Source organism: Rhodococcus sp. 1163 (assembly GCF_002091985.1).
Taxonomy (GTDB): Bacteria; Actinomycetota; Actinomycetes; order Mycobacteriales; family Mycobacteriaceae; genus Rhodococcoides.
The window spans coordinates 301613-327821 of sequence record NZ_MKKX01000018.1 but is presented as its reverse complement, the minus strand read 5'-3'; the positions used below and the strand labels follow the sequence as shown (position 1 = coordinate 327821).

Sequence of the window (26209 nt, the reverse complement as noted above, 5' to 3'; positions counted from 1 at the left end):
GTGCAGTCGATGCACCCAGTTTTCGACATCGAGAGTCCTGAAAAGCACTCTTGTCCGAATCTGCATTCTTCCTGCACAGGGTGCCATTTCTCGTACTCTCACATCTTCGCTGGATTCCAGTAGGCTGCTTGTTGCGGCACGAATCCTGGGGGTGTGTGTGAACTCGAACGATCGAGGCGTAGCGGCGCCGAAAGTGGTCCTCGTGACCGGTGTAAGCCGTTTTCTCGGGGGTTACCTCGTCACTCGGCTCGCGCAGAATCCATCGATCGAACGTGTCATCGCTGTCGATACGCTCTCACCGAGCAAAGACCTGCTGCGCAAGATGGGCCGCGCCGAGTTCGTGCGCGCGGATATCCGCAATCCGCTCATCGGCAAGGTCGTCCGCAGCGCGGGCGTGGACACCGTCGTCCATGCCGCCACCATTGCCAAACCGCCCAGTTCCGGCGGTCGAGCAACCATGAAGGATCTCAACGTCATCGGGGCGATGCAGCTCTTCGCCGTCTGTCAGAACTCACCGACTGTGCGCAAGGTCGTCCTGCGGTCTTCGTCGTCCGTCTATGGGTGCAGTGCCAAAGACCCGGTCAATTTCACCGAGGAGATGAGTGCCCGGCGTCCGCCGCAGGGCGCCTACGCTCGGGACACCATCGACATCGAGGGCTACGTCCGCGGGCTCGGCCGTCGCCGTCCGGACGTCGCTGTGTCGATTTTGCGGATGGCGCCGCTGATCGGACCACGGCTCAACGGGACCATCTCGCGGTACATGACGTCCCCGATCATCCCGAGTATCGTCGGCCGCGATGCACGCATGCAATTGCTGCACGAAGAAGACGCCCTGGCCGCACTCGAGCGGGCCACGATCGGCGGACCGGCAGGCACGTTCAACGTCGGAGCCGACGGAACGATCATGCTCTCTCAGGCTATCCGGCGTGCGGGTCGCATCGAAGCGCCCGTTCCGTTCGCGTTGTTCAAGAGCGTAGGTCGAGCACTGATGGGTGGCATGATGCGCGAGTTCACCACCGAACAACTCGACTATTTCCATTTCGGCTGCGGGCTCGACACGACCCGTATGAGATCCGACCTCGGTTTCGAACCTCGGTGGACGACCGTGCAGGCATTCGACGACTTCGTGCGCGGCGCAGCACTGCGTCCGGTCCTCAAAACCGAGTGGATCGATGCCGCAGAGAAACACCTGTTGTCGATCGTCGATGCAGGTGCAGCAGTGTCGACGAAGGTACTGACCGTCGCGAGTCCAGGACGAAGGAGGTGAGCGACGTGGCGAAGGTAATTCCGCTGCACGGCGGTGGGTCCGGTAGAACGGCGTCCGCGAGAAACACAGACCAAAGCCGGGTAGAACGAAGTCGCAGCCGCCACCCGTCCTCGTACTCCGAGGTCCGGCCGCCCACACCACTCATCACTCCGACCTTCGCCGCACCGCCGGTGGCAACAGCTCCGGTGTCCGTGCCCATCGACGCGATCAGAGAAAAATTGGTCGACCAGATTGCCGGAACCGCCGAGTTCCTGCGACGTCGGCTCGCCGGTGACTACCAGATCGACGAATTCGGGTACGACCCCCACTTCGCCGATGCCGTATGGCTTCCGCTGCTGCGGCCATTGTTCGACAAATGGTTCCGCGTCGAGGTCAAGGGCATCGAGAACATTCCGAACGACGGTGGTGCACTCGTTGTCGCCAATCACGCCGGCGTCATCCCGATCGATGCGTTGATGACCTCCGTCGCCGTGCGTGATCACCATCCCGCGCACCGACCACTGCGAATGTTGGCAGCCGACATGGCTTTCGAGATGCCCGGGGTCGGATCGATCGCACGCAAAGCGGGACACACGCTCGCCTGCAACCCCGACGCCGAGCGATTGCTGCGTATGGGGGAGGTAGCGGCGGTCTTCCCCGAGGGCTTCAAGGGAATCGGCAAGCCGTTCAGCGAGCGCTACAAGTTGCAACGGTTCGGCCGCGGCGGTTTCGTATCGGCCGCCCTGCGTACCGGGGCCCCGATCATCCCGTGCTCGATCGTGGGGTCGGAAGAGATCTACCCGAAAATCGGCGACCTCACCACGCTCGCTCGGCTGATGGGGATGCCGTACTTTCCGGTCACACCGCTCTTCCCGCACTTCGGCCCACTCGGTCTCATCCCGCTGCCGTCGAAGTGGTACATCGAGTTCGGTAAGCCGATCTACACCGACTCCTACGAAGCCCAAGCTTCGGACGATCCGATGGTGCTCTTCGAGTTGACCGACCATGTTCGCGAAACGATCCAGCACACGCTCTATCGACTTCTCGCCAAGCGTCGCAACGTCTTCCTCGGGTAGCTCTGTAAAGTCCTCGCGGTGCTGATCCGTGACACCATCACCGAAGACCTGCCTTCGATACTCGCCATTCACAACGACGCCATCGCCACCACGACGGCGATCTGGGACGAGACCGAAGTGGGACTCGACGAAAGAATCACCTGGTTCGACGGCCGTCTTCGGGCTGGATTTCCCGTCCTGACGGCCGTCGTCGACGGTTTCATCGCTGGGTACGCGTCGTACGGGCAGTGGCGTCCGAAAAGTGGGTACCGGCTGACGGTCGAGCACTCGGTATACGTCGACAAAGCTTTTCACCGTCAGGGCATTGCCAGCGCCCTGCTGGCGGAGTTGATAGCGCGCGCCCGTGCCGCAGGAATCCACGCAATGATCGCGGGTATCGAAAGTGGCAACGCCACCTCGATCGCGTTGCACGACAAATTCGGCTTCGTCACCGTCGGACAGCTCCCCGAAGTGGGGGTCAAATTCGACAGGTGGCTCGACCTGACGCTGATGCAACTGAGTCTGTGACGTCTTGAACCCGAGCTGGTCAGGCAGCCCGACGGCGACCGAGCACGGCAGCGAGCCCGCCGCCGACGGCACCGATGGCAAGGGCCGTCGGGACCCCGATCCTCGCGGCCTTACGCCCCGTCCGGAAATCACGGATCTCCCAGCCTCGGTTCTTGGCCACTTCCCGCAGGTCTGCGTCTGGATTGACCGCGACGGCCGTGCCGACCAGCGACAGCATGGGAACGTCGTTGTGGCTGTCGGAGTACGCGGTGCACCGTTTGAGGTTCAAACCCTCGCGGACGGCGAGTGTGCGAACGGCGTGAGCCTTGCCGAGTCCGTGCAGAATATCTCCGACCAACAGGCCGGTGAATATTCCGTCCTTGCTTTCGGCGACGGTTCCTAGTGCACCGGTAAGGCCGAGTCGTTTGGCGATGATCTGAGCCAGCTCCAGTGGTGTCGCGGTGACCAGCCAGACCTGCTGACCTGCATCCAGGTGCATCTGTGCAAGTGCGGCGGTGCCCGGCCAAATCTTGTCGGCGATCATCTCGTCGTAGATTTCCTCGCCCAGGCGAGTCAGTTCGGCGGTCGATCTTCCGGTGATGAAGGACAAGGCTTTTTCTCGGCCACTGGCGACATCGTCGCTGTTCTCCTTGCCGCTGACTCTGAATTTCACTTGCTGCCAAGCGAACTGGGCCAGATCGCCGCTGGTGAAGTACTTTCTGGAGGCCAGACCGCGGGCGAAGTGAATGATCGACGCGCCCTGCACCATCGTGTTGTCGACGTCGAAGAACGCGGCGGCGGTCAGGTCGAGTGGCACCGAGCCGTCGCTGTCGAGTTGGAGCGCGAGTGCTGCATCGGCACTTGCCTCTCCGGCGACGTTGGCGCGGACCTGCGCGTCGGTAGGGCCGAGTGGACTGCGGAATCGACGTTTGCGGCGCTTGTCGGCCGCGGGCTGCCGGGTGTCGACCATGACTGCGTCCGGCACCTCCGCTATCGGCAAGTCCGGCACTGTCGAGTCCCCACGAACTTCCTCGGCCCTGTCTGCTGCCTCGGGCTCGTGCGCTGTCGAATCATGTGAATCCGACACCTGCGTGTGTGAATCGCCGGAATCTTCGCTGTTGATGTCGGGCTTTTTCGGGTTCTCGTCGTTCATCGTCTTGCGCACCTCCCTGCTCGAGCACTGCCACAACCCTAGTCCGTGTCACTGTGGGCGAGCGCGTACGCGCGGGCTCGATCCATACCTGTGGCGTCTCGGCCTGCCTGTGAGCTTCGTCTCTGCATCTGGCAGTGAGACAGTAGGGGTATGAGCTCCAACGAATCTTCCGTGGTTCTTCTCACCCGCGCCGGTTGTCACACCTGTGTCGTCGCGTTCGAGAAGTTGACTGCGGTGTGTGCTGATTTCGGAATCGTTCCCTCGGCCGTCGATGTGGACCAAGCGGCGGCCACCGACCCTGACCTGCGAGCGGAGTACGGAGACCGTGTTCCGGTGGTGCTGCTCGACGGGCGCGAACACAGCTACTGGGAGGTCGACGAGCCACGATTGCGAGCGGATCTGACGGTCACCAGGGCACCCTAAGAACGTGCGATTGCTCTCGCTTTGCAGGTGAGGGCCCCTCTAGCACGGATCCAGCGACTTTGTTCATTCGTTCACAAGCGGTTACCGTGGTGCGAACAATATCAATGCTCGTAAAGAGTCGTGATCTGGATGTATCAGGATCAGCGTGAGGACCGGCATCGCTGCCGTTCGGACGAGGAGCCATGAACGTGACCGAAGAGCGCCCGGCTGTACCGGCGACCGTTGAACGGTCTGCTGGGGTCGAACGCGTTATTCCACAGGCTACGGTGACGCGTTTAGCGGCCTACTTGCGGGTCCTCGGAATTCTTGCCGACGACGGAGTAATCATCGTATCGAGCGAAGAACTGGCCAACGCCGCGGGTGTCGGCTCGGCAAAACTCCGCAAGGATCTCTCCTTCCTCGGCCCGAACGGCGTGCGTGGAGTCGGTTACGACGTCATGCGCCTGCGGGCCAAGATCGAGAGCGCACTCGGTCTCGATCGCGGACACAAGGTTGTCCTCGTCGGTGTCGGGAACCTCGGTGAGGCACTTGCGCGATACGGCGGCTTCGGCCGTCGCGGATTCTCGATGGTCGGACTGTTCGATCGGGATGCGAAGAGAGTCGGCACCGACATCGATGGACTCGAAGTCCGACACGTTGACCTGTTGGAACAGTCGTGTCGCGAACTCGAAGCCACGATCGGTGTGATCGCCACCCCCGACGCCGCCGCTCAGAGTGTGGCCTCCGCGTTCGTCGCAGGCGGCGTCGAGTGCATCCTCAGCTTTTCCCCGGTGATGCTCGACGTGCCGGATAGTGTCGAGGTGCGTCGAGTCGACCTGGCAGTGGAGATGCAGGTTCTCTCTTTCAACAGTTCGCGGAACGAGGCTGCTCATGGATCACCGAGTCTGCCCGGAAATCCGCGCCTCGGACGTAGCCGAGGACCACGAGTGACGCCCGGTTCACTACCCGGAGCCATCAGCCCTAGCAGTTCGACAAGAAACGGATCGGTGATTGCACCGTGAGTGTCCTTCTCGTCGGGATTTCGCACCGTAGCGCTCCCGTCGCAGTTCTCGAACGTGTCGCTGTCACCGACACGGATCGACCGAAACTTACCGACAAGCTCATGGCTACCGGGAGCATCTCCGAAGTCATGGTCGTCTCGACGTGCAACCGAGTCGAGATCTACGCCGTAGTCGACGCCTTCCATGGCGCTCTGACCGCCGTCGGAGAAGTGCTTGCCGAGCACTCCGGTCTGGAAGTGCAAGAACTGACCCAGCACGCCTACGTTCGATACAGCGAAGCAGCCGTCGAGCATCTCTTCGCCGTAGCCAGTGGCCTCGATTCGATGGTCATCGGCGAACAGCAGATTCTGGGACAGATTCGTGCTGCGTACGCGGCTTCGGACAACCAGCAGGCGTCCGGTCGAGTGCTCCACGAACTGGCGCAGCAGGCGTTGCGCGTCGGAAAGCGTGTTCATTCGGAGACCGGAATCGATTCCGCTGGTGCATCCGTCGTCTCGGTGGCGATCGAGCGCGCAGCGGCCATGTTCGGTGGAAGCCTGGAAGGAAAGACCGCCGTAGTGGTGGGCGCCGGCGCTATGGGCGGACTGTCCGTAGCGCACCTCGGACGTGCCGGAATCGGTCGCCTGATCGTGGTGAACCGCACCCGCGAACGCGCCGAGCACCTCGCCGAAACGGCACTGTCCGCCGGTGTACCCGCGTCGGCGATGGATTTCGACCAACTCCCCGCTGCGCTGTCCGACGGCGACGTGCTCGTCACCTGTACGGGCGCGGTCGGTGCTGTCGTCTCCCTTGCGGATGCACACCTCGCGCTTGCCCAGCGAGACCCGGGGCGGCTTCTCGCCATCTGCGACCTCGGACTGCCCCGCGACGTCGATCCCACGGTCGCTGGGCTACCCGGCGTCAGCGTGTTCGATATGGAGTCCCTACAACGGGACCCGGCTGCAGGCGCGGCATCTTCCGACGCTGCTGCCGCGCGCGAAATCGTCTCCGCCGAACTCTCCGGATACCTCGCCGGTCAACGGCTCGCCGAGGTGACGCCGACAGTGACAGCGCTACGCCAGCGTGCCGCCGAGGTCGTCGAAGCAGAACTCATGCGACTCGATTCGCGACTGCCCAGCCTGGACTCGCCGCAGCGCGACGAGGTCGCCCGGACAGTGCGACGCGTCGTGGACAAGCTCCTGCATTCACCCACTGTCCGCGTCAAGCAACTAGCCACCACCCCTGGCGGCGACTCCTATGCAGCAGCGCTGCGGGAGTTGTTCGAACTGAGCCCGGGAACGGTCGACGCTGTCGCCAGCCCGATCGAGATCAATGGAATGGAACTCGTGGACGATTTCACTGCCAGCCGGATCGACGGCAAGAAGGGACCACAGCGGTGACCGTCGTAAGAATCGGAACACGAGGAAGCCTGCTCGCAACGACCCAGGCCGACACAGTCCGGCGTGGGCTGATCGCAGCAGGTCTCGACGCAGAACTCGTGATCATCAAAACTGCCGGTGATATGTCGGCCGCTCCGGTGCAGACCATCGGAGTCGGCGTGTTCACTGCGGCGTTGCGTGAGGCACTCACCGACGGCAAGGTCGACATCGCGGTGCACTCCTACAAGGACCTGCCTACCGCTCCCGACGAAAGATTCGTCATTGCTGCGATCCCCGAGCGGGAAGATCCGCGCGACGCGCTGGTCGCTCGTGACGGCCTCGTGCTCGGCGAGCTACCCGTCGGAGCGACCGTCGGGACGTCGGCGCCGCGCCGTGCCGCGCAGTTGCGTGCACTCGGCCAGGGACTCGATGTCAGGCCCTTGCGGGGAAACCTCGACACCCGTATCGGGAAGGTGGCGTCCGGGGAACTCGACGCCGTCGTCGTGGCACGAGCCGGACTCGCTCGGATCGGCAGGCTCGACGTCATCACCGAAGCACTCGATCCGGTACAGATGATCTCTGCTCCAGCGCAGGGTGCATTGGCTGTCGAATGCAGGATCGCCGATACCGAGCTCATCGAGGCGATTCGCACGCTCGACGATACGAACACCCGCACCTGCGTTGCCGCCGAGCGTGGTCTGCTGGCCGAACTCGAAGCAGGATGCTCGGCTCCGGTCGGTGCCATCGCCGACATCGTCGAGTCCATCGACGAGAGTGGCCACGTCTTCGAAGAACTGTCACTGCGTGCCTGCGTGGCAGCCCTCGACGGCAGCGATTCCATTCGCGCGTCGATTGTCGGTGCCACCGACAATGCCGAGGAGCTGGGCCGCGACCTGGCCCGCGAGATGCTCGATCTAGGCGCCCGCAGGCTGGTCGACATAACCGAGCCGGCCGCCACTACGTCTCACCACCCACACAAGAAAGCACTGGAGAACAACCGATGAGCCCAGTCCGCAAGAATGCCAACGGACGGATCCTGTTCGTGGGATCGGGGCCGGGTGACCCAGCTCTGCTGACGGTCCGAGCCCGCGAAGTACTCGGCTCCGCCGAACTCGCGTTCACCGACCCCGATGTCGACAAGGGCGTTATCGCGCTCGTCGGTCACGATCTTCCGCGCGACCCGGAAACCGGCGAGACCGGAGTCGATGTCCGGCCGGCACTCGGCGAGCCTGCCGAGGTTGCCAAAACCCTTCTGGCCGAGGCGAAGAACGGCCACGATGTCGTGCGCCTGGTGTCCGGGGATCCGTTGACCACCGACTCGGTCATCGCCGAGGTCAACGCCGTCGCACGCACACATGTCCAGTTCGAGGTTCTTCCCGGACTACCGTCCGGTTCAGCGGTGCCGAGTTACGCCGGAATAGCGTTGGGTTCCGGACACACCGAGGCCGACGTCCGAGGCGAGGTCGACTGGGCGGCGCTTGCTGCCGCACCAGGGCCGCTCGTACTGCACGCGACGTCGGGGCATCTGGCCGAGACGGCCAGTGCGCTCGTCGAACACGGTCTGGCTCCGCAGACACCCGCGGCCATCACGGTCCGGGGCACGACCCGTCAGCAGCGCACCGTCGAGGCCACCCTCGCCACGCTGAACGATGCAGGCAGTGAGCTCGTCGGATCGCTCGTCGTCACGGTCGGTAAGGTCGTTTCCGGCCGAAACAAGATGTCCTGGTGGGAGTCTCGCGCACTGTACGGCTGGACCGTTCTGGTGCCACGTACCAAGGATCAGGCTGGGGAGATGAGCGATCGTCTCGTGACGCACGGTGCCATCCCGATCGAGGTTCCGACCATTGCCGTCGAGCCTCCGCGTAGCCCGGCTCAGATGGAACGTTCGGTCAAGGGACTCGTCGACGGCAGATACCAGTGGGTCGTCTTCACCTCGACCAATGCAGTTCGCGCCGTGTGGGAGAAGTTCGAAGAGTTCGGTCTCGATGCCCGTGCATTTTCGGGTGTGAAGATCGCGTGCGTCGGCGAAGCGACGGCGGAGAAGGTTCGGTCGTTCGGTATCAACCCCGAACTGCTGCCGTCGGGCGAGCAGTCTTCGCTCGGTCTTCTCGAGGACTTCCCGCCGTACGACGAGGTGTTCGACCCGGTCAATCGGGTTCTGTTGCCGCGTGCCGATATCGCTACCGAAACGGTTGCCGAGGGACTTCGTGAGCGCGGGTGGGAGATCGACGATGTCACTGCCTACCGAACTGTGCGCGCCGCGCCGCCTGCCGCCGAGACCCGCGAGATGATCAAGACCGGAGGGTTCGACGCGGTGTGCTTCACGTCGAGTTCGACCGTTCGAAATCTCGTCGGTATCGCTGGAAAGCCGCACGCGCGCACGCTCGTTGCGTGCATCGGTCCGAAGACAGCAGAGACTGCTGTCGAGTTCGGTCTGCGCGTCGACGTTCAGCCGGAGACCGCGCAGGTCGGTCCGCTCATCGAGGCACTGGCCGAGCATGCTGCTCGTCTGCGTGCCGAAGGTGCATTGCCGCCCCCGCGAAAGAAGAGTCGCAGGCGCTGACGCCCGAGCTGCGTGGAAATAGCTCTGGTAGAGGTGTTTTCACGTAGCTGCCCGACGAAGGAGGGCCCGTACAGTTGTTTCCCGTAGACCGCCCCCGCCGACTGCGCCGGACTCCGGCGTTGCGTCGGTTGGTGGCTGAAACGTCTTTGCAAGCGCGGCATCTGGTGCTGCCCATGTTCGTGGCGGACGGGCTGAGTGAGCCGCGCGAGATTTCTTCGATGCCCGGTGTCTTTCAGCACACGCTCGACTCTCTGAGCGCTGCGGCAGAAGATGCCGTGGCGGCGGGCGTCGGTGGTCTGATGCTGTTCGGCGTGCCGCGCCCCGAGGACAAGGACGCGGAGGGTTCCGGAGCAAGTGATCCCGGCGGAATCCTCAATCGCGGACTTCGGCGCCTGAAGGCCGATCTCGGTGACTCGACTGTGCTCATGGCGGACACGTGCCTGGACGAATTCACCGATCACGGACATTGCGGCGTACTGACCCCCGACGGCGTCGTGGACAACGATGCGACGCTGGCACGGTACGTCGAGATGGCTCTGTCGCAGGCAGATGCCGGCGCGCATCTATTGGGTCCGAGCGGAATGATGGACGGGCAGGTGGCCGCGATCCGGGAAGGTCTGGATACGGCAGGCCACGACGCCGTCGGCCAGCTCGCTTATTCGGCCAAGTACGCGTCGGCTTTCTACGGCCCTTTCCGGGAGGCGGTCGGGTCTTCGCTGCAGGGTGATAGGCGTACTTACCAACAGGATTCGGCTAATCGCCGCGAAGCTGCCCATGAAGTCGAGCTCGACTTGGCGGAGGGGGCGGACATGGTGATGGTCAAACCAGCCATGTCGTATCTCGATATTCTGCGAGACATCGCCAATATTTCTTCGGTTCCCGTTGCCGCATATCAGATTTCGGGTGAGTACTCGATGATCACCGCGGCCGCGCAGAACGGTTGGATCGATCGCGACGAGGCAATACTGGAGTCCCTGACCAGTATTCGACGGGCCGGCGCCGATGTGGTGTTGACCTATTGGGCGACGGAAGCAGCTGGGTGGCTATGACCGAGCATGGTGAGAGATGACCGATCCATCGCAGCCCGAAGGCGATAGTCCCCGGCCACAGCCGGACTGGGAACGCTGGGAGGCCGAACACGGCCCACCGTCGATGAAGATTCCGTCGTTCGATGTCCTGCCGCTCGAGTCCGTCCAACGACCGGCGCCGGTGGATGTCGAGACTTCGCGGCATCTGTGGTGGGGTGTAGCGCTCCTGGGCATGCTCGAGTTGCTGATGACGCTCGTTGTCGTCTACGGCGACAAGTCGATCTTCGCGCAGCAACTCGTCGACGATGTCGCGCTCCAGCAGCCATCAGTGCCGTTGACCGCGGAGTCGGCGGAGAGTTACCTGACCGCAGCGCTCGTCTTCATGGTCTTCCTAGGAGTGGGTTTCGGAGCGCTGTTCTTGTTCTGGGTGAACAAGATGCGGCTCGGCCGGATGTGGGCACGGATGGTCCTGACGATGATCGGGACGGTGACAGTGGTTCTTGCCTTGCCTCAGCTGTTCGGACTCGGTTCCGCCGACGGTGCGTTGGCGCTGTCGATGGCGGTTGCGGGTATCGCGCAGGGTGTCCTTGCAGCCGGTGCGATCTATCTGATGCACCGCAAGGAGTCCACCGAGTATTTTCTCGCTTCACGCAAGAAGTGAATGTCGGCGTGTCACTTGCGCCCCTCTCTGATCATGTGAATAGCATCACTCGGTATCATCCTCGAGTGATCGGATCCCACATGACGCAACCGGAAGTCCGCGAGGTCGAGCAGGAGCGCGGTAAGCCCTGGGCGCTTCTCGGTTTGCTGCTGGCAGTATCCGTTGCGGTATTCATCATGGCGCTCGGATTCAGTGCGGGTTGACCTGCGGTTTTGTCTTCCGTGGCCGCCTGAGCTAGCGTGACAGCCATCACAATCGGCGGTCAGAGGAGTCGTATGCAGGTTCGGACCGAGTCCAGGCAAACGCCCCATGTCGATCGCACCGAGCGTGTGGATCACAGCATGCGGATGGAGTTGCTGTTGATCGGCCTCGTAGTGACCATGGGCATCCTCGCGGCGTTCGCGATCGTCCTGCCCGCTGTCGTCAGTAGCTGACGCCTCCGACCCGGGCGCTTGCACAGTGACATATGGACGCCAGGCCGGTTCGCCGTTGCCGGACATGGAATTGCTGTTCGGCGAGGAGGGCGCTCGCTGGCGGGCACTGCTGTGGGGGCCGCTGTTCTGCGTGCTGGTGTTGGTGATCGAACTCCTGACCGGCCCCGTTGTCCACTGGTTCGCTCTGGCGCTGTTTGCGCTCATCCTGGTCGGCTTCACCTACGTACAGGTCAGTGCCGCACGTAAGCATGTGAGCGTCGCGGTTACGCCCCATCACTTACGGCAGGGGTCCGAGACCCTCGACATCTCGGACATAGAGGAGGTGCTGCCTCCGATCGATTACTCCGATGGCGACTACGAACCGAAGAAGTGGGAGACAGCGCGAGTGCTCGGTGAATTGCATTCGGTGCCACGTCGACGCACTGCGATAGGTCTCCGAGTGAAAGATGGGGCTCTCGTGCAGGCATGGGCCAAGGACGACGACGGACTGCGGGCAGCGCTCGAACATGCGCGCATCGAGTACTCGTGATCCGGGGACTCGCTATCACCGAGATCGTCTCCGCGGTGATGTTCGTGGCTCTTGCGATCCTGTGTTGGAACGCGGGTGTGACCGAGACGGTGTTCGCTGCGGCCGACAACGGTGGGCCCGAGTATGTCTCCACCCGTTATGCCGGGCCATGGATCGCGCTGGGTGCGGTGAGTGTCATCGTCGCGGGGTTGTTGCTGATCGATGGCGTTCGACGACTCCTTCAGCCACCTCCGCATACCCGGTAGGGGTATAGTGGGCCTATGAGCAGCTATGCCACTGAACAAGACGACCTGCTGAAGAGGCTCAGACGCATCGAGGGACAGGTTGCGGGCATTTCGCGGATGGTCACCGAGGATCGCTACTGCATCGACGTACTCACACAGGTGTCTGCGGCAACGAAAGCGTTGCAGTCGGTATCGCTGAAATTGCTCGACGCGCACCTCGCCGGGTGCGTCGTCGAGGCGGCGCGCAAAGGTGGCCCCGAGGCAGACGCCAAGGTCAAAGAAGCGTCCGACGCGATCGCGCGACTCGTCCGATCCTGATTCCCTGTACAGAAAGGTGAACAAGTGCAGAACAAATACATCGTCGAGGGAATGACCTGCCAGCATTGCGCCGCATCGGTCTCCGAGGAGATATCCGAACTGGCAGGCGTGAGCGGCGTGGACGTCGACGTCGCCAGCGGTGAAGTTGTCGTCACGAGCGATCAGGACATCGACGCGGCTGCCATCGCTTCCGCGGTCACCGAAGCGGGATACACACTCGTGTCCTGATGAGCGAAACTGCACCTGATCGTGTACCCGACAACGAATCGCCACGAGGGCAGACCATCCGGCGCAGTGCAATGAACAAGCTGCTGTCCGGTTCCGGAATTGTTGTCCTGGCCATGACGATGACTTTGGCGTGCTCGTCCGGATCGGTTGCCCAGGATGACAGCGGGGCACCTGCGCTGGATGTGACAACCGAACTGGACGGCCTGAGCAGGCCATGGGATGTGGTGGTGGCGCCCGACGGCGCAATCCTGACCGGCGAACGGTCGGGCCGATTCGTCGTCGAGCGTGCGGACGGATCGGTGGCAGACCTCGAAGCCGATCTCGGCGATCTCTATGCCGAGGGTGAAACAGGTCTGATGGGGATCGAACTGGCAAGGGATTTTTCCTCGTCCAGAACGTTGTACACCTGCCAAGGCGTCCTCGGCGGGGACGCTGGAATGGACAGTTCAGGCGACTCCGAGGGGAACCGCATCGCCGTCGTTCGTTGGTCCGTCGACGCGGCCTGGACGAAATTGACGCGGGTCGCGACCGTACTCGACGGTATCCCGGTCGCCGGCAACGGCCGTCATGGCGGCTGCCGAATCCTGGCTGCAGAAGACGGTTCGCTGTTCGTCGGAACCGGGGACACTGCGAGCCCGACTGTCCCGCAGGACCGAACTTCGCTGGGCGGCAAAGTGCTTCACATCGATGCCGACGGCTCGCCCGCCGCAGACGCACCCGACCGCGTGTACACACTCGGACATCGCAACGTGCAGGGCCTGGCATTCGCACCCGGCGCCGGCCGACTGTACGAGGTGGAGCAGGGCACGAGCCGAGACGACGAACTGAACCTCTTGGTTCCCGGCGGGAACTACGGATACAAGCCGGATCGCGAGCCGGGAATCTACGACGAGTCGGTGGAGATGACCGACCCCGATCGCGTGCCGGGTGCACACGCTGCGGTCTGGAGTTCCGGATCACCGACGATTGCGACGCCAGGGCTGGCATTCACCGACGGCGCAGCGTGGGGTGAGTGGAACGGTGCAGCTGTCGTTTCCAGTCAACAGGGCCAGAAGCTGGTTTTTCTGAAGCTGACGGACGACGGTACCGGGGTCGCTCAGCATGCCGTTGCGCTCGAGAACGAGTACGGCAGGCTCCGTTCGGTCACGAGTCTGCCCGACGGTTCGCTTCTGCTCACCACCGACAACGGCTCGGATGACAAGGTGCTGCGCATATCTCCTCGATGATGCCCATCTTTCCCCGATGGCGCCCATCTTTCCCCGGATGACGCTCAGGGACCATCACGCAACCGGCGATGGTCCCCAACTCATGGCGGCGTCAGACTGCGTGAGCCTTGCTCGGATGATCTGCAGACTCCTCGTCGCTTCCCGCGCCCGGATGACCGAGCATCGCGGCGCCGAGGAGTTCTTCCGGCACGCCGAAGCCCTCGACCAGCTCGAGTGCATGCGGACGCAGCGAGCGGCACCGCTCGTTGATCCCGCGGGTGACGGCCTTCGATCGCTCCGTCGAGAGATAGCGGTGCTCGACGAACCAGGCTTTGTCCTCCTCGATGACGGAGAGTGCATAGAGATCGCACACCTGCTCGAGAATCGTCTTGGCTGCCTCGTCCTCACACGAGTTGATACCGGCGCAGAACGCTTCGAGAACGATCCGATCGATGTGCGCGCGCGCCGCGTGCAACACATGGTCCTGGACGGAGTTGAAGGCGTCGAACGCGCTCATTTCCTTCGAGTTCTTCTGTAGGCGCCGTGCGACCGTCGACAGAAGATAGTTCTCGCGATCCTCGAACATGCCGACCTGCGTGCCGCGATTGAACAGCGATCCCTCTTCCTCGTTGTCCTGGCGAGAGTCGAGGATGGTCTGGATGATCGTCTGTGCTGCAGTGCGTTTGATCACGCGATCGCCGGCGAACTCCGCGGCGAAGCGAACCCACTCGACCGGGCTCATGCTCTTCACGTCGTCGGCATAGGCGGTGAGTAGCTCTTTCGCGACGAGTTGCGTCAACACGTGGTTGTCACCTTCGAACGTGGTGAACACATCGGTATCCGCTTTGAGTGAGATGAGTCGATTCTCGGCCAGATAGCCTGCGCCACCGCAGGCTTCGCGCGCTTGTTGAATTGCGGCGGTCGCGTGCCAGGTGTTGGCTGCTTTCAACCCCGCTGCGCGGGACTCCAGCTCGCGCTGCTCCTCTGGATCCGGATCGTCACTCGTCTGAAGCTCGTGCATCTTTGCCACGAGCTCGTTCTGAGCGAATTGCAACGCATAGGACTTGGCGATCAGTGGGAACAGTCGACGTTGATGCACCAGGTAGTCCATGATGAGGACTTCTTCTTCGGAATCCGGTGCCGTGAACTGCCTGCGCTGCAGGGCATATTGCGTCGCGATATCCAGGGCGACGCGAGCAGCGGCGGCCGCGCTGCCACCGACGGTGACGCGACCACGAATCAACGTGCCGAGCATCGTGAAGAAGCGTCGACTCGAGTTCTCGATTGGCGAGGAGTACGTGCCGTCCGCGGCGACGTCGGCGTACTTGTTGAGCAGGTTGTCGCGCGGAATGCGGACGTGGTCGAACATGATGCGCCCGTTGTCGACTCCGGGGAGTCCGCCCTTGTACTGGCAGTCGCTGGTCGTAACTCCGGGGAGGTCCGCGCCGTTCTCGTCGCGCAACGGAACGAAGAAGCAGTGGACTCCGTGTCCTTCCGGCTCCTCGCCCGGTCCTGCGGTGATCAACTGCGCGAATACTGCTGCGACGGTCGCAGTTTCGGCCGCGCCGCCGATGTAGTCCTTGCGTGAGGACGGCGTGGGGGAGTGCACGACGAATTCGTCGGTCTCGGCGTCGTACGTGGCGGTGGTCTCGAGGGCCTGCACATCGCTGCCGTGGCCGGTCTCCGTCATCGCAAAACAGCCGAGGAGATCGAGGTCGATGAGGCGCCGTACGTAGGCCTCGTGATGGCGTTCGGTGCCGAGGTTTTCGATGGCCCCGCCGAACAGTCCCCATTGCACTCCGGCTTTGACCATCAGTGAGAGGTCCGACATGGCGAGCATCTCGATCATCGTCACGGCCCCGCCGACGTCTCCGCCGCCGCCGTGTTCCTTCTTGAAACCGTCTTCGGCTACGCCGTTTCGAGCAAGTAGCTTCATTTGTTCCAAAGCTTTGGTGCGGGCGATCACGGTGTTCGGGGTGTAGTGCGGACGGAACTCGTCTCGAACGAGTTGCCTGCGGGCCTCGTTCTTCACATCACGCCAGCGGCCGTCCAAGGTGTTGCGAAGGTGCTCAGAAGTGGTTGCCATACTCGACGGTAACCTTTCGGGCGCCGAGCCGGGAGTGAAGGGTCAGGAAGGCCACAGATAATTACGGCCGAAAGCTCGCAGTCGCAACCAGAATTCGTTGCGGGCATACGGGCCGTCGTGAAAAAGGGACGCACCGTTGTCCGCGAGCGCACGAGTGACAAGTGGGCTGGAGCCGTCGAATTCACTGATGAGGTGCTCGCGCCAGCCGTCCGGCCATGCGCACCGCGCGGGTTCGTGTTGTGCTTCCACCCATCTCACTGTAATGCAGCGGTAACATCGTCGTAACATGTTCTGCCGTTCGAATACCCCGCACCGCAGAATCTTCCGACTCGGTCGATCCTCTAGTGTCGGCGCATCGATACCTCACAGATTCTGCGAACCGATGCCGCGCACGTCTGGCACCCGTACGGCGGTTTTCCCGCCTCGACCGCACCACTTGTCGTGGAGAGTGCAGCCGGCGTCCGGTTGCGTCTGAGCGACGGCCGCGAGCTGGTCGACGGCATGAGCTCGTGGTGGGCGGCCGTGCACGGATATCGCCATCCGGTGCTCGACGCGGCGGTGCGCGACCAGCTGGGCAAGATGAGTCACGTCATGTTCGGCGGACTTACCCACCAGCCGGCCGCTCGGCTTGCAGAACTTCTGGTGTCCATCACCCCCGATGGCCTCGACAAGGTGTTCCTCGCCGATTCCGGGTCGGTCTCGGTCGAGGTCGCGGTCAAGATGTGTATTCAGTTCTGGCGCAGTCGCGGTCTGCCCCGCAAGAGCAGATTGTTGACCTGGCGCGGCGGATATCACGGCGACACTTTCGCGCCGATGAGCATTTGTGATCCCGACGGCGGGATGCACACACTGTGGACCGATGTGCTCAATGCCCAGCTCTTCGCTCCCGTACCGCCGAGTGAATTCGATCCGGGCTACGTCGAACTGTTCGAAAAGATTCTCGCGAGCAACGCAGGCGAAATCGCAGCGATCGTCGTCGAACCGGTAGTGCAGGGTGCGGGCGGGATGCGGTTCCACGATCCGCGCTACCTCGCCGAGTTGCGTCGGATGGCCGACGACCACGATGTCTTGCTGGTATTCGACGAGATCGCCACTGGTTTCGGTCGAACCGGCGCACTCTTCGCGGCCGACCACGCGGGCGTTGCCCCGGACGTCATGTGCGTGGGAAAGGCTTTGACCGGCGGGTACATGACTCTGGCGGCCACACTGTGCACTTCGGAGGTCGCGGAGGTCATCAGTGCAGGCGAGGCCGGTGGCTTGATGCACGGCCCGACGTTCATGGCGAATCCGTTGGCGTGTGCGGTCGCGGTTGCTGCTGTCGAGTTACTTCTCGCCAGAGACTGGCGTACGGAGGTCGCTGCACTCGAATCGGGCCTGCGCTCGGGTTTGGCGCCTGCCCAGTCACTACCCGGTGTTGCGGACGTCCGGGTGCGAGGCGGGATCGGGGTGATCGAGATGCAAGAATCCGTCGACATGCAACTCGCGACGGATACGGCTGTGGCTCATGGTGTGTGGCTTCGTCCGTTCGGCAGGCTGGTCTATGCCATGCCGCCGTACGTGTGCGAGAAGCAGGACGTAGAGCGCATCGCGAAGGCAATGGTGGCTATCGCCTCAGCAACTTGAACACTGTTCAAGTATGGTCTCTCGGGTGAGGACACTCGACTGGCTGACCGAAGCGGCGAACACCCGCCGAACGCTCGGGCTACATCGCACGCCGACAGCACGCCGTCGAGGCGATTCGGTCATCGATCTCGCGTCGAACGACTACCTCGGCCTGGTTCGGCACCCCGAAGTTGTCGAGGCATCCTGCGCTGCCGTGCGTGATTGGGGCACCGGTTCGACCGGATCGAGACTTGTCACCGGCACGACGACGCTGCACTGTGAGCTCGAATCCGAACTCGCAGCCTTCGTCGGCGCGCAATCGGGATTGGTGTTCTCCTCGGGATACACCGCGAATCTTGCTGTGGTGTCGGCGCTCTCGGGTCGTGGCGCACTCGTGATGTCCGACTCGGCCTCTCATGCTTCGCTCGTCGATGCCTGCAGGCTCTCGCGCGCTCGTATCGAGGTATTCGACCGAGCGGACCTCGGCGCAGTCGAGCGGACGCTGCAGACCAGGCAGGAAGAGCGAGCGCTCCTCGTCACCGACTCGGTGTTCAGCGCCGACGGCGATCTCGCGCCGCTGACCGAACTACATGCACTCTGCCGCAAGTACTCCGCTCTGATGATCGTCGACGAAGCACACGGACTCGGTGTCCGGGGAGCCGGCGGACGTGGGTTGGTGCACGAACTCGGTCTGCACGGCCTGCCGGACCTGGTCATCACCGCGACGCTGTCGAAGGCCCTCGCCTCCCAGGGCGGGGTGGTTCTGGGCCCGCCCGCAGTGCGGGAGCACCTCGTCGACGTCGCCAGGCCGTTCATCTTCGACACTGCACTCGCACCGGCGGCCGTCGCGGCAGCTCGAGCCGCTCTCTCGGTACTCGTCCGCGAACCTGCGCGCGCAGTCGCAGTGCGCGAGCGGGCGCAGGATTTGGCCGACATCGTCGGAGTAGCGGAACCGGAATCGGCCGTCGTGTCGGTCGTGCTCGGGGATGCGATCGAAGCCTTTGAAGCCGCGCAGTACGCCCGCAGACAAGGCGTGCACGTCGGCTGCTTTCGCCCGCCGTCCGTCCCCGAGGGCACCTCGCGGTTGCGACTCACCGCACGGGCCACGCTGACCGAGGACGACCTCACCGTTGTTCGCGAAGTCCTGCGATCCGTGCTGAACCGGTCACTTCTGTGAGCGTTCTCTTCGTCACCGGAACGTCCACCGACGTCGGCAAGACCATCGTCACCGCGGCACTCGCGGCGACAGTACGAGCGTCGGGACGCTCTGTTGCGGTATGTAAACCCGCACAGACCGGTGTCGCAACTGGCGAGCCGGGTGACCTCGAAGAGATTTCTCGACTCACCGGGGTCGAAAATCTACTGGAACTGGCCCGCTACCCGGAACCATTGGCACCCGACGTCGCGGCTCGTCGCAGCTCGATGCCGCTACTTCGACTCGAAGACGTCTGCGGTGCCGTGAGCGCCCTCGACGCCGACGTGGTGCTCGTCGAGGGCGCAGGTGGGCTGCTCGTACGACTGGGACTCGGCGGATTCACTCTTGTCGACGTCGCCCGCAGAGTAGGCGCCCCGGTCCTCGTCGTCTGCGGTGCCGGGTTGGGAACGCTCAATCATTCCGCTCTCACCGTGTCTGCGCTCGAAGCGGCCGGTGTGTGGTGCGCGGGCCTGGTGATCGGGTCATGGCCGAGTGCGCCCGATACGGCGGCCACTTCGAACCTCGACGAACTGCCCGAGGTGACGTCGACGGCACTGCTGGGCCGCCTACCGGAAGGCGCGGGCAAGCTGAGCTCACCCGAATTCACCGCTGCAGCGCCGTCCTGGTTCGACGGAATCGAAGACATTCTGTTTCGGTGACACGAGATTCGCCCACAATTTCGACCACTGCGCCGCTGGTGAAAGGGGAGAACGGGGAGAAAAACCGGACTTTTCGTTTATTGCCGTCGGCGTCGGGTACTCAAGAGGCCACACCTACAGTTGGGGGCTGGAAATGAACACTGCAGTATGGATAGTGATTGCTGTTGTAGTAGTACTGCTCATCGTTGCGATCGCACTGGCGCTTGCCAGGAAGCAAAAATCCGGCCGACGCGTGGAAGCCGAACGTATTCGTGAGAAGGCTGCCGAAAAGTCCGTGCAGGTCGAGGAGCGCCAGGCGATAGCCGACGAGAGCGCAGCGAAAGCGCGCCGCTCGCAGGCCGATGCCGAGGCCAAGGCGGCCGAAGCTCGCCGTCTGTCGTTGCAGGCCGAAACCCACCAGGGTGATGCTGCAACCTCGCGCGACGAATTGGATGCGGAGTTCGCCCGCGCCAACAAGATCGATCCCGACGTGAACACCAAGACCGGCACCAGCAAGTCGGGCAGTGTCGACAAGGCATCCGCGGAGAAGATGGTCGCCCCGAATGCCACTCACACCGGCCACCACGAAACCGCCCATCACGAAACCGGCCGCCATGAGGGTGCGATCCATGACGAGGGAGTTCGCGACGGCAACGTGCGTCCGGACGGCGTCGTAGGCAACGAGGACAGTGCCGTTCGTGGTGACAGTGCTGTCCGTGGTGACAGTGCTGTTCGTGGTGACAAGGTTGTTCGTGGTGACGAGCACCTGCCGAACGACCCGCGTGGTGGCGAGCACCGCGCACCGTAGGTTTCAGCTGTAGCTCTCTACTGTCCGCCCGCCGAAGTCTGTTCTCCTATTGGGAGCGGAACTTCGGCGGGCGGGTTTTGTCGTTGCTACATCCCGCAGCCGGCCGGCCATTAAAATATTTCCGCAAACGGCAGGAGAAGTCGATGCACGATTTCGTTCTGATTCCAGGTGCGGGCGGCGACGGCTGGTACTGGCATTTGTTGGAAGCGGAGCTGGTACGACGAGGCTACGACGTCGTCGCGGTCACCCTGCCGGCCGACGACCCGGACGCCGGTCTGGTCGAGTACACCGACGCAGTCCTTGCTGCGATGGGTGGCGTCGGTACCGATGTTCTCGTTGCGCAATCGTTGGGCGGCTTCACCGCGCCCCTCGTCGCGCAGAGAACAGAAGTCTCGATGATCGTCCTGCTCAATGCGATGACGCCGAAGCCCGGAGAGTCACCGGGCGAGTGGTGGGAGGCGACGGGGTCGGCGCAGGCGCGAGCCGAACAGGCACAGCGTGAGGGCCGTTCGATCGACACCGAGGATCTCGTTACCGACGTCTTCTTTCACGACGTTCCCCCTGAGGTCACTGCCGAGGCCATGCGGCGTGGTGCTCCCGAACAATCCGACGGCCCGTTCGTCCTTCCGTACCCGTCGACGCAGTGGCCCGATGTCCCGACGCGTTTCCTGCAGGGTGCGGAGGACCGTTTCTTCCCGATCGAGTTTCAGCGAAGAGTCGTAGCAGAACGGCTCGGGATGGACCTCGACGAGATGCCCGGTGGGCACTTGGCGGCACTGTCGCAGCCCATTCTGCTCGCCGACAGACTTCAGGCGTATCGAGCCGAACTCGGTGGCGATCGGTGAATTATTACGCCCTGTAGTTGGCGAAACGGGTAAACCTGGGACACTGGAGTTCGTGACTGTTCCGACCGGCGACGATGCCCCTGTTTCGGCCCGACTCTTCGAGCGCGCGAGCGCGGTGATTCCTGGTGGAGTGAACTCCCCGGTTCGCGCCTTCCAATCGGTAGGTGGAACCCCACGGTTCATCGCCGAGGCCAGCGGATACACGATGATCGACGCCGACGGAAAGTCCTACGTCGACCTGATCTCCTCGTGGGGTCCGATGATCCACGGACACGCCCATCCGGTCGTGGTCGAAGCGGTCCAGAAGGCAGCAGCGACGGGCCTGTCGTTCGGCGCGCCGACCCAGCGGGAAATCGAGCTCGCGGAGGAAATCATCGGCCGTGTGGGTCCGGTGGAGCAGATTCGCCTTGTGAATTCCGGCACAGAGGCCACGATGAGCGCGGTCCGCCTCGCGCGCGGTTTCACCGGACGCACCAAGATCCTCAAGTTCTCCGGCTGCTATCACGGACATGTCGATGCGTTGCTCGCCGATGCAGGCTCGGGTCTCGCGACACTCGGGCTGCCGACGTCGCCAGGCGTGACGGGTGCGCAGGCCGGCGACACGATCGTGGTTCCGTACAACGACCTCGCTGCCGTCGAGACCGCGTTCGCGGAGAATCCAGGCGAGTTCGCCTGCATCATCACCGAGGCTGCCGCAGGCAACATGGGCGCAGTCCCGCCGGTCACCGGCTTCAACGAGGGTCTACGTCGCATCGCCACCGACAACGGTGCACTGCTGATCATGGACGAAGTGATGACGGGATTCCGTGTCAGCGCCGCCGGTTGGTACGGCATCGACGGCGTCGCAGGCGATCTCTACACCTTCGGCAAGGTCATGAGCGGCGGGCTCCCCGCAGCTGCATTCGGTGGTCGCGCCGACATCATGGCCTACCTCGCCCCAGCCGGTCCGGTCTACCAAGCGGGCACCTTGTCCGGTAACCCGGTTGCCGTCGCAGCCGGACTGGCCAGCCTGCGACTGGCCGATGCGGCGGTCTACGAAAAGCTCGAGAACAACTCCAAGCAGCTCGGCGGACTCCTCGGCGATGCCCTCACCGCGGCAGGCGTTCGTCATCATGTGCAGTTCGCGGGCACTATGGTGAGCGTGTTCTTCTCCGACGGACCGGTCACCGATTATGCAGGTGCCAAGGCAGCCGAGACCTGGCGTTACCCGGCCTTCTTCCACGGCCTGCTCTCCCGCGGCGTCTATCCGCCGCCGAGCGCATTCGAAGCCTGGTTCGTCTCCGCAGCCCTGGACGACACAGCCTTCTCGATCATCGCCGACGCTCTACCCGCCGCCGCTCGTGCAGCAGCCCAAGCAGAAGCTGGAACCTCCAAGTGACCGACGCGCCCACCACGAACGACGCCACGCATCCGCACCAGGCCAGCAGGACAATCGTCCATGTCCTGCGTCACGGTGAAGTGCACAATCCGAAGGGCATCCTGTACGGACGCCTCCCCGGATTCCGGCTGTCGGTCACGGGCCAGGCCCAAGCCACTGCCGTCGCCAATGCTCTTGCCGGACACGACATAGCGCTCGTTGTCGCATCGCCGCTCCAACGCGCGCAGGAAACTGCGACACCGATCGCGGCGGCGCACGGGCTCACGGTGGCGGAGGACGAGAACCTCATCGAAGCGGGAAACGACTTCGAGGGCCTTCGCGTCGCAGTCGGCGACGGCGCTCTGAGCCGTCCGCGCCACTGGTGGAAGCTACGTAACCCGTTCACCCCGTCGTGGGGCGAGCCGTACCTACAGATCGCGCACCGCATGCTCGCCGCGGTCGGAGCTGCACGTGTCGCCGCGGTGGGCCACGAAGCCGTCGTCGTCAGCCATCAGTTGCCGGTGTGGACACTGCGGCGATTCCTGCAGGGAGAACGACTCTGGCACGACCCGCGGCACCGTCAGTGCGGTCTCGCTTCGCTCACCTCTCTCGTCTACGAGGGCGACACCCTCGTGGACATCGTCTACTCCGAGCCCGGCGGTGCCAGCGATCCCAGGATCACCGGTGCGTAGATTTCTCACTGCCGCATCTGCCGGCATCTCCGTGGTGGCACTGCTCGGCGCCTGCGCTACCGGCACCGACGCGGTTGCCACCGGCGGTACCTTCGACTTCGTCTCGCCGGGTGGCCAGACCGAGATCTTCTACGACCCGCCGTCCGAGCGCGGCACGGTCGGCACGTTGTCCGGGCCCGACCTGATGACCGAAGGCGACACGACGTCGTTGTCCGATTACGAAGGTAAGGCCGTCGTGATCAATGTCTGGGGGCAGTGGTGCGGACCGTGCCGCGGTGAGGCCGACGACCTCGAAGAGGTCTACGAGAACACCAAGGATCTCGGCGTCCAGTTCCTCGGTATCAACGTCCGCGACAACGCCCAGGACAAGGCCCAGGACTTCGTCATCGACAACAACGTGACCTACCCGTCGATCTACGACCCCCCGATGCGCACCCTCACCGCTCTCGGCGGCATACCGACTTCGGTGGTTCCCACCACGATCGTGCTCGACAAGGAACACCGCGTCGCAGCAGTCTTCCTACGTGAACTGCTCGCCGAGGACCTGCAACCCGTCGTCGAACGGGTCGCGGGCGAGGGGCCCGAGCAACAGTGAGTAACACGGTCCACTTGGCGGGCATCGGCGAGACGTTTCAGACGACGGCGTCGACGGGTCCACTCGTCCTCGCCTTCGGCGTGTGCGTGCTCGCCGGTCTCGTCTCGTTCGCGTCGCCGTGCGTGGTTCCGCTGGTTCCCGGATATCTGTCGTATCTCGCGGGGGTAGTCGGGGCCGACGCACCGGCGGTGACCGCGACGGAAGCTGCGACGACGAAGGTGCGGACTCGGACTCGCATGCGAGTCGCCGGTGCGGCAGGGCTGTTCGTCCTCGGCTTCACCGTGGTGTTCGTACTGGCGACGGCCACGGTCTTCGGCGCGATCTCGGTACTGGCAGTCAATCGCGAACTGCTGATGCGAATAGGTGGCGTCGTCACCATCGCAATGGGGTTGGTGTTCGTCGGACTGGTGCCTGCCCTGCAGCGCGACGTCCGATTCGAGCCGCGCCGAGTCGGCAGTCTCGTCGGCGCACCACTGCTCGGTGGCGTGTTCGCATTGGGATGGACCCCGTGCCTCGGACCGACCCTCGCGGGCGTCATCTCGCTCGCCGCGGGAACCGAAGGGGCGACGGCGGCACGCGGAGTGATACTCATCGTCGCGTACTGCCTCGGACTCGGATTGCCGTTCGTCATTCTCGCCTTCGGATCGGTCAGCGCACTTCGCGGAGTCGGCTGGCTTCGTACCCATTCACGACAGATACAGGTATTCGGCGGAATCATGTTGATAGCAGTAGGAATTGCCCTCGTGACCGGCGCGTGGGACGTGTTCGTCGGTTGGGTCCGTGACGCTTTCGTATCGGACGTGGTGTTGCCGATATGACCGATCTCGACACCCGGCCGGAGCAGGCGCCCCGGCGCCAATCCCCGCCGCGACGCGTCCTCGCAGGCGCCCGCAACACCTGGCGTGGCCTGACGAGCATGCGGACGGCGCTCGTGCTGCTCTTCCTGCTGGCCTTCGCGGCGATTCCCGGTGCATTGGTTCCCCAACGCAGCCTCAACGCGGGCAAGGTCGACGAGTACATCGCCGCCCGCCCGACGCTCGGCCCGCTGATGGACAAGCTGGAACTGTTCGACGTCTTCAGCAGCTTCTGGTTCACCGCCATCTACGTACTGCTGTTCGTCTCACTCATCGGCTGCATTCTTCCGCGCTGCATAGAGCACGGAAAAGCCTTGCGTACCAGACCTGTTCGGGCTCCCCGGAACCTGTCGCGACTTCCGCACCATCGTCGGTACGTCGCCGACGGGTCACCCGAGGACACTGCAGCAATCGTGCAGGCACAATTGCGCGGCTGGCGCGTGGAGAAGCGTGAAAGCAACGGGGAGGTGACGCTGTCTGCGGAGAAGGGGTACCTCCGAGAGTTCGGCAACCTCGTCTTCCATATCTCGCTCGTCCTGCTCCTTGCCGCCATCGCGCTGGGCAAGCTGTTCGGATACGAAGGCAACGTCGTGGTCATCGCCAACGACGGGCCAGGGATCTGTAGCACCTCACCGGCAATTTACGACAGTTTCCGCGCAGGCAACCTCGTCGACGGCACCGGACTCGAACCACTGTGCGTCCGGGTCGAGGATTTCAAGGCCGACTACCTGGAGAACGGTCAGGCCGAGCAGTTCACGTCCAACATCGAGTACCAGGCAGGGGACGACCTCGCGAACAATGTCTGGAAGTCCGATGTCCTGCAGGTCAACCATCCGCTACGGGTGGCAGGGGACCGTGTCTACCTGCAAGGCCACGGATACGCACCGACATTCACGGTGACCTTCCCGAACGGCGAAACCCGCACCGAGACCATCCAGTGGCAACCGACCGACGCCACGACCTTCCTCTCCAGCGGCGTGATGCGCATCGACCCACCGGGAGGGCTCTACCCCGACGCAGAGGACCGTCGCAAGAACCAGATCGCGATCGAGGGCCTATTCGCACCGACTGCGTTCTTCCACGACAAGCTGCTCTCCTCCAGCTTCCCGGCGATGACCGACCCCGCCGTCGCCATCGACATCTACAAGGGTGACACCGGACTCGATACCGGACTTCCGCAGTCACTGTTCACGCTGAACCAGGAGATGATCAACCAAGGCAGGCTCGTCAAGCAGGACCGAATCAACCTGAAGCCAGGTGAGGCGTCGACGCTGTCCGACGGCACGACGGTCCGATTCGACGGTGCCGAAGAGTTCGTGAATCTGCAGGTGTCGCACGATCCGGCGCAGACCTGGGTGCTCGTTTTCGCGCTGACGATGATGAGCGGACTGCTGGTCTCGCTGGTGATCAAGAGGCGCCGAGTGTGGGTCCGACTCCTTGCGGATGCTGACCCACGACGTACTGTAGTAGAACTTGGCGGGTTGGCTCGTACCGATCAGGCCGGGTGGGGTGAGGAGTTCGACAACCTCTGCGAGCGTCTGATTGCCGACGTGAAAACTGTCGACGCAAACTCTGTGAACACGAAGAACGACCAGGAGAACTGA

At 63.5% G+C, this 26209-nt stretch carries 30 protein-coding genes; 27 read left to right on the top strand and 3 right to left on the bottom strand.

Annotation, left to right across the window (positions count from 1 at the left end):
• Positions 1-157 precede the first annotated feature (157 nt).
• From BJD99_RS07740 to BJD99_RS07730, 3 genes are read left to right on the top strand one after another with little or no spacing between them, the layout of a single operon-like run.
• Positions 158-1267, top strand: a complete 1110-nt coding sequence (locus BJD99_RS07740; protein WP_179142231.1) for an NAD-dependent epimerase/dehydratase family protein — start codon at positions 158-160, stop codon at positions 1265-1267.
• Positions 1264-2322 (top strand): lysophospholipid acyltransferase family protein, encoded by a 1059-nt coding sequence (locus tag BJD99_RS07735; RefSeq protein ID WP_084346202.1) that lies wholly within the window; start codon positions 1264-1266, stop codon positions 2320-2322. The genes BJD99_RS07740 and BJD99_RS07735 overlap by 4 nt, the downstream gene beginning before the upstream one ends.
• A gap of 18 nt (positions 2323-2340) precedes the next feature.
• A complete protein-coding gene (locus BJD99_RS07730; RefSeq protein WP_084346201.1) occupies positions 2341-2829 on the top strand; it encodes a GNAT family N-acetyltransferase in 489 nt (162 codons plus the stop codon).
• Between the two features lie 19 nt (positions 2830-2848).
• Here the strand turns inward: BJD99_RS07730 and BJD99_RS07725 are convergent, their stop codons facing one another.
• Entirely contained in the window at positions 2849-3778 is a 930-nt protein-coding gene (locus BJD99_RS07725; RefSeq protein ID WP_084346389.1) for an HAD family phosphatase, read from the bottom strand.
• A gap of 333 nt (positions 3779-4111) precedes the next feature.
• Here BJD99_RS07725 and BJD99_RS07720 point away from each other — a divergent pair, with 333 nt between their 5' ends.
• The 14 genes from BJD99_RS07720 to BJD99_RS07665 all read left to right on the top strand — a co-directional run bounded on the left by BJD99_RS07720 (position 4112) and on the right by BJD99_RS07665 (position 13954).
• A complete protein-coding gene (locus BJD99_RS07720) occupies positions 4112-4384 on the top strand; it encodes a glutaredoxin family protein (protein WP_084346200.1) in 273 nt (90 codons plus the stop codon).
• Positions 4385-4566: 182 nt separating this feature from the next.
• Positions 4567-5385 (top strand): redox-sensing transcriptional repressor Rex, encoded by an 819-nt coding sequence (locus BJD99_RS07715; protein ID WP_084346199.1) that lies wholly within the window; start codon positions 4567-4569, stop codon positions 5383-5385.
• Complete coding sequence (locus BJD99_RS07710; RefSeq protein WP_084346198.1) at positions 5382-6764, top strand: glutamyl-tRNA reductase; 1383 nt, start codon at positions 5382-5384, stop codon at positions 6762-6764. Before BJD99_RS07715 ends, BJD99_RS07710 begins: the two co-directional genes overlap by 4 nt.
• The gene (gene hemC / locus BJD99_RS07705) at positions 6761-7747 is read left to right on the top strand and encodes a hydroxymethylbilane synthase (RefSeq protein ID WP_084346197.1); all 987 of its coding nucleotides are present in this window, start codon (positions 6761-6763) and stop codon (positions 7745-7747) included. The genes BJD99_RS07710 and hemC overlap by 4 nt, the downstream gene beginning before the upstream one ends.
• Complete coding sequence (locus BJD99_RS07700) at positions 7744-9306, top strand: bifunctional uroporphyrinogen-III C-methyltransferase/uroporphyrinogen-III synthase (RefSeq protein WP_084346196.1); 1563 nt, start codon at positions 7744-7746, stop codon at positions 9304-9306. Before hemC ends, BJD99_RS07700 begins: the two co-directional genes overlap by 4 nt.
• A 74-nt stretch (positions 9307-9380) precedes the next feature.
• A complete protein-coding gene (gene hemB / locus BJD99_RS07695) occupies positions 9381-10355 on the top strand; it encodes a porphobilinogen synthase (protein ID WP_084346195.1) in 975 nt (324 codons plus the stop codon).
• Positions 10356-10371: 16 nt separating this feature from the next.
• The gene (locus BJD99_RS07690; RefSeq protein WP_084346194.1) at positions 10372-10995 is read left to right on the top strand and encodes a hypothetical protein; all 624 of its coding nucleotides are present in this window, start codon (positions 10372-10374) and stop codon (positions 10993-10995) included.
• 80 nt (positions 10996-11075) lie between these two features.
• Positions 11076-11198 carry a hypothetical protein gene (locus tag BJD99_RS21250; RefSeq protein WP_254900410.1) on the top strand — a complete coding sequence of 41 codons (123 nt, stop codon included), beginning with the start codon at positions 11076-11078 and terminating at the stop codon, positions 11196-11198.
• Positions 11199-11270: 72 nt separating this feature from the next.
• Positions 11271-11429, top strand: coding sequence for a hypothetical protein (locus BJD99_RS20950; protein ID WP_179142230.1), 159 nt, complete (start codon positions 11271-11273; stop codon positions 11427-11429).
• Positions 11430-11484: 55 nt separating this feature from the next.
• Entirely contained in the window at positions 11485-11958 is a 474-nt protein-coding gene (locus BJD99_RS07685; protein WP_084346388.1) for a hypothetical protein, read from the top strand.
• A complete protein-coding gene (locus tag BJD99_RS07680; protein WP_256895543.1) occupies positions 11955-12203 on the top strand; it encodes a hypothetical protein in 249 nt (82 codons plus the stop codon). Before BJD99_RS07685 ends, BJD99_RS07680 begins: the two co-directional genes overlap by 4 nt.
• Before the next feature lie 15 nt (positions 12204-12218).
• A complete protein-coding gene (locus BJD99_RS07675) occupies positions 12219-12500 on the top strand; it encodes a metal-sensitive transcriptional regulator (RefSeq protein WP_084346193.1) in 282 nt (93 codons plus the stop codon).
• A gap of 51 nt (positions 12501-12551) precedes the next feature.
• Positions 12552-12728 (top strand): heavy-metal-associated domain-containing protein, encoded by a 177-nt coding sequence (locus BJD99_RS07670; RefSeq protein WP_084346386.1) that lies wholly within the window; start codon positions 12552-12554, stop codon positions 12726-12728.
• A gap of 71 nt (positions 12729-12799) precedes the next feature.
• On the top strand, positions 12800-13954 hold the full coding sequence (locus tag BJD99_RS07665; protein WP_084346385.1) for a sorbosone dehydrogenase family protein: 1155 nt from the start codon (positions 12800-12802) through the stop codon (positions 13952-13954).
• A 91-nt stretch (positions 13955-14045) separates the two neighbouring features.
• Here the strand turns inward: BJD99_RS07665 and BJD99_RS07660 are convergent, their stop codons facing one another.
• Together BJD99_RS07660 and BJD99_RS07655 are read right to left on the bottom strand one after the other, a co-directional pair.
• Positions 14046-16019, bottom strand: coding sequence for an acyl-CoA dehydrogenase (locus BJD99_RS07660; protein ID WP_084346192.1), 1974 nt, complete (start codon positions 16017-16019; stop codon positions 14046-14048).
• A 42-nt stretch (positions 16020-16061) separates the two neighbouring features.
• Positions 16062-16268: an inositol 2-dehydrogenase gene (locus BJD99_RS07655; protein ID WP_084346191.1), complete on the bottom strand. Its 207-nt coding sequence runs from the start codon at positions 16266-16268 to the stop codon at positions 16062-16064.
• A 105-nt stretch (positions 16269-16373) separates the two neighbouring features.
• Here BJD99_RS07655 and BJD99_RS07650 point away from each other — a divergent pair, with 105 nt between their 5' ends.
• The 10 genes from BJD99_RS07650 to BJD99_RS07605 all read left to right on the top strand — a co-directional run bounded on the left by BJD99_RS07650 (position 16374) and on the right by BJD99_RS07605 (position 26209).
• The gene (locus BJD99_RS07650) at positions 16374-17642 is read left to right on the top strand and encodes an adenosylmethionine--8-amino-7-oxononanoate transaminase (protein WP_084346190.1); all 1269 of its coding nucleotides are present in this window, start codon (positions 16374-16376) and stop codon (positions 17640-17642) included.
• A 13-nt stretch (positions 17643-17655) separates the two neighbouring features.
• Positions 17656-18798: an 8-amino-7-oxononanoate synthase gene (locus BJD99_RS07645; protein ID WP_084346189.1), complete on the top strand. Its 1143-nt coding sequence runs from the start codon at positions 17656-17658 to the stop codon at positions 18796-18798.
• Positions 18795-19475: a dethiobiotin synthase gene (bioD, locus tag BJD99_RS07640; RefSeq protein ID WP_084346188.1), complete on the top strand. Its 681-nt coding sequence runs from the start codon at positions 18795-18797 to the stop codon at positions 19473-19475. Before BJD99_RS07645 ends, bioD begins: the two co-directional genes overlap by 4 nt.
• A 133-nt stretch (positions 19476-19608) precedes the next feature.
• Positions 19609-20262, top strand: a complete 654-nt coding sequence (locus BJD99_RS21245; RefSeq protein WP_256895541.1) for a hypothetical protein — start codon at positions 19609-19611, stop codon at positions 20260-20262.
• Positions 20263-20405: 143 nt separating this feature from the next.
• The gene (locus tag BJD99_RS07630) at positions 20406-21107 is read left to right on the top strand and encodes an alpha/beta fold hydrolase (protein ID WP_084346187.1); all 702 of its coding nucleotides are present in this window, start codon (positions 20406-20408) and stop codon (positions 21105-21107) included.
• Between the two features lie 52 nt (positions 21108-21159).
• The gene (hemL, locus tag BJD99_RS07625; RefSeq protein ID WP_084346384.1) at positions 21160-22485 is read left to right on the top strand and encodes a glutamate-1-semialdehyde 2,1-aminomutase; all 1326 of its coding nucleotides are present in this window, start codon (positions 21160-21162) and stop codon (positions 22483-22485) included.
• Positions 22482-23156, top strand: coding sequence for a histidine phosphatase family protein (locus BJD99_RS07620; protein ID WP_084346186.1), 675 nt, complete (start codon positions 22482-22484; stop codon positions 23154-23156). Before hemL ends, BJD99_RS07620 begins: the two co-directional genes overlap by 4 nt.
• The gene (locus BJD99_RS07615; protein WP_084346185.1) at positions 23149-23751 is read left to right on the top strand and encodes a TlpA disulfide reductase family protein; all 603 of its coding nucleotides are present in this window, start codon (positions 23149-23151) and stop codon (positions 23749-23751) included. Before BJD99_RS07620 ends, BJD99_RS07615 begins: the two co-directional genes overlap by 8 nt.
• Positions 23748-24569 (top strand): cytochrome c biogenesis CcdA family protein, encoded by an 822-nt coding sequence (locus tag BJD99_RS07610; RefSeq protein ID WP_084346184.1) that lies wholly within the window; start codon positions 23748-23750, stop codon positions 24567-24569. The genes BJD99_RS07615 and BJD99_RS07610 overlap by 4 nt, the downstream gene beginning before the upstream one ends.
• On the top strand, positions 24566-26209 hold the full coding sequence (locus BJD99_RS07605; RefSeq protein WP_084346183.1) for a cytochrome c biogenesis protein ResB: 1644 nt from the start codon (positions 24566-24568) through the stop codon (positions 26207-26209). The genes BJD99_RS07610 and BJD99_RS07605 overlap by 4 nt, the downstream gene beginning before the upstream one ends.

Excerpts from the sequence above, each read along its gene's own strand:
- BJD99_RS07725 (WP_084346389.1), bottom strand. The coding sequence starts at position 3,778 with ATGGTCGACACCCGGCAGCCCGCGGCCGACAAGCGCCGCAAACGTCGA.
- BJD99_RS07720 (WP_084346200.1), top strand. The coding sequence starts at position 4,112 with ATGAGCTCCAACGAATCTTCCGTGGTTCTTCTCACCCGCGCCGGTTGT.
- BJD99_RS07715 (WP_084346199.1), top strand. The coding sequence starts at position 4,567 with ATGAACGTGACCGAAGAGCGCCCGGCTGTACCGGCGACCGTTGAACGG.
- BJD99_RS07700 (WP_084346196.1), top strand. The coding sequence starts at position 7,744 with ATGAGCCCAGTCCGCAAGAATGCCAACGGACGGATCCTGTTCGTGGGA.
- BJD99_RS07690 (WP_084346194.1), top strand. The coding sequence starts at position 10,372 with ATGACCGATCCATCGCAGCCCGAAGGCGATAGTCCCCGGCCACAGCCG.
- BJD99_RS21250 (WP_254900410.1), top strand. The coding sequence starts at position 11,076 with ATGACGCAACCGGAAGTCCGCGAGGTCGAGCAGGAGCGCGGTAAGCCC.
- BJD99_RS20950 (WP_179142230.1), top strand. The coding sequence starts at position 11,271 with ATGCAGGTTCGGACCGAGTCCAGGCAAACGCCCCATGTCGATCGCACC.
- BJD99_RS07675 (WP_084346193.1), top strand. The coding sequence starts at position 12,219 with ATGAGCAGCTATGCCACTGAACAAGACGACCTGCTGAAGAGGCTCAGA.
- BJD99_RS07670 (WP_084346386.1), top strand. The coding sequence starts at position 12,552 with ATGACCTGCCAGCATTGCGCCGCATCGGTCTCCGAGGAGATATCCGAA.
- BJD99_RS07665 (WP_084346385.1), top strand. The coding sequence starts at position 12,800 with ATGAACAAGCTGCTGTCCGGTTCCGGAATTGTTGTCCTGGCCATGACG.
- BJD99_RS07660 (WP_084346192.1), bottom strand. The coding sequence starts at position 16,019 with ATGGCAACCACTTCTGAGCACCTTCGCAACACCTTGGACGGCCGCTGG.
- BJD99_RS07645 (WP_084346189.1), top strand. The coding sequence starts at position 17,656 with ATGGTCTCTCGGGTGAGGACACTCGACTGGCTGACCGAAGCGGCGAAC.
- BJD99_RS21245 (WP_256895541.1), top strand. The coding sequence starts at position 19,609 with ATGAACACTGCAGTATGGATAGTGATTGCTGTTGTAGTAGTACTGCTC.
- BJD99_RS07630 (WP_084346187.1), top strand. The coding sequence starts at position 20,406 with ATGCACGATTTCGTTCTGATTCCAGGTGCGGGCGGCGACGGCTGGTAC.
- BJD99_RS07605 (WP_084346183.1), top strand. The coding sequence starts at position 24,566 with ATGACCGATCTCGACACCCGGCCGGAGCAGGCGCCCCGGCGCCAATCC.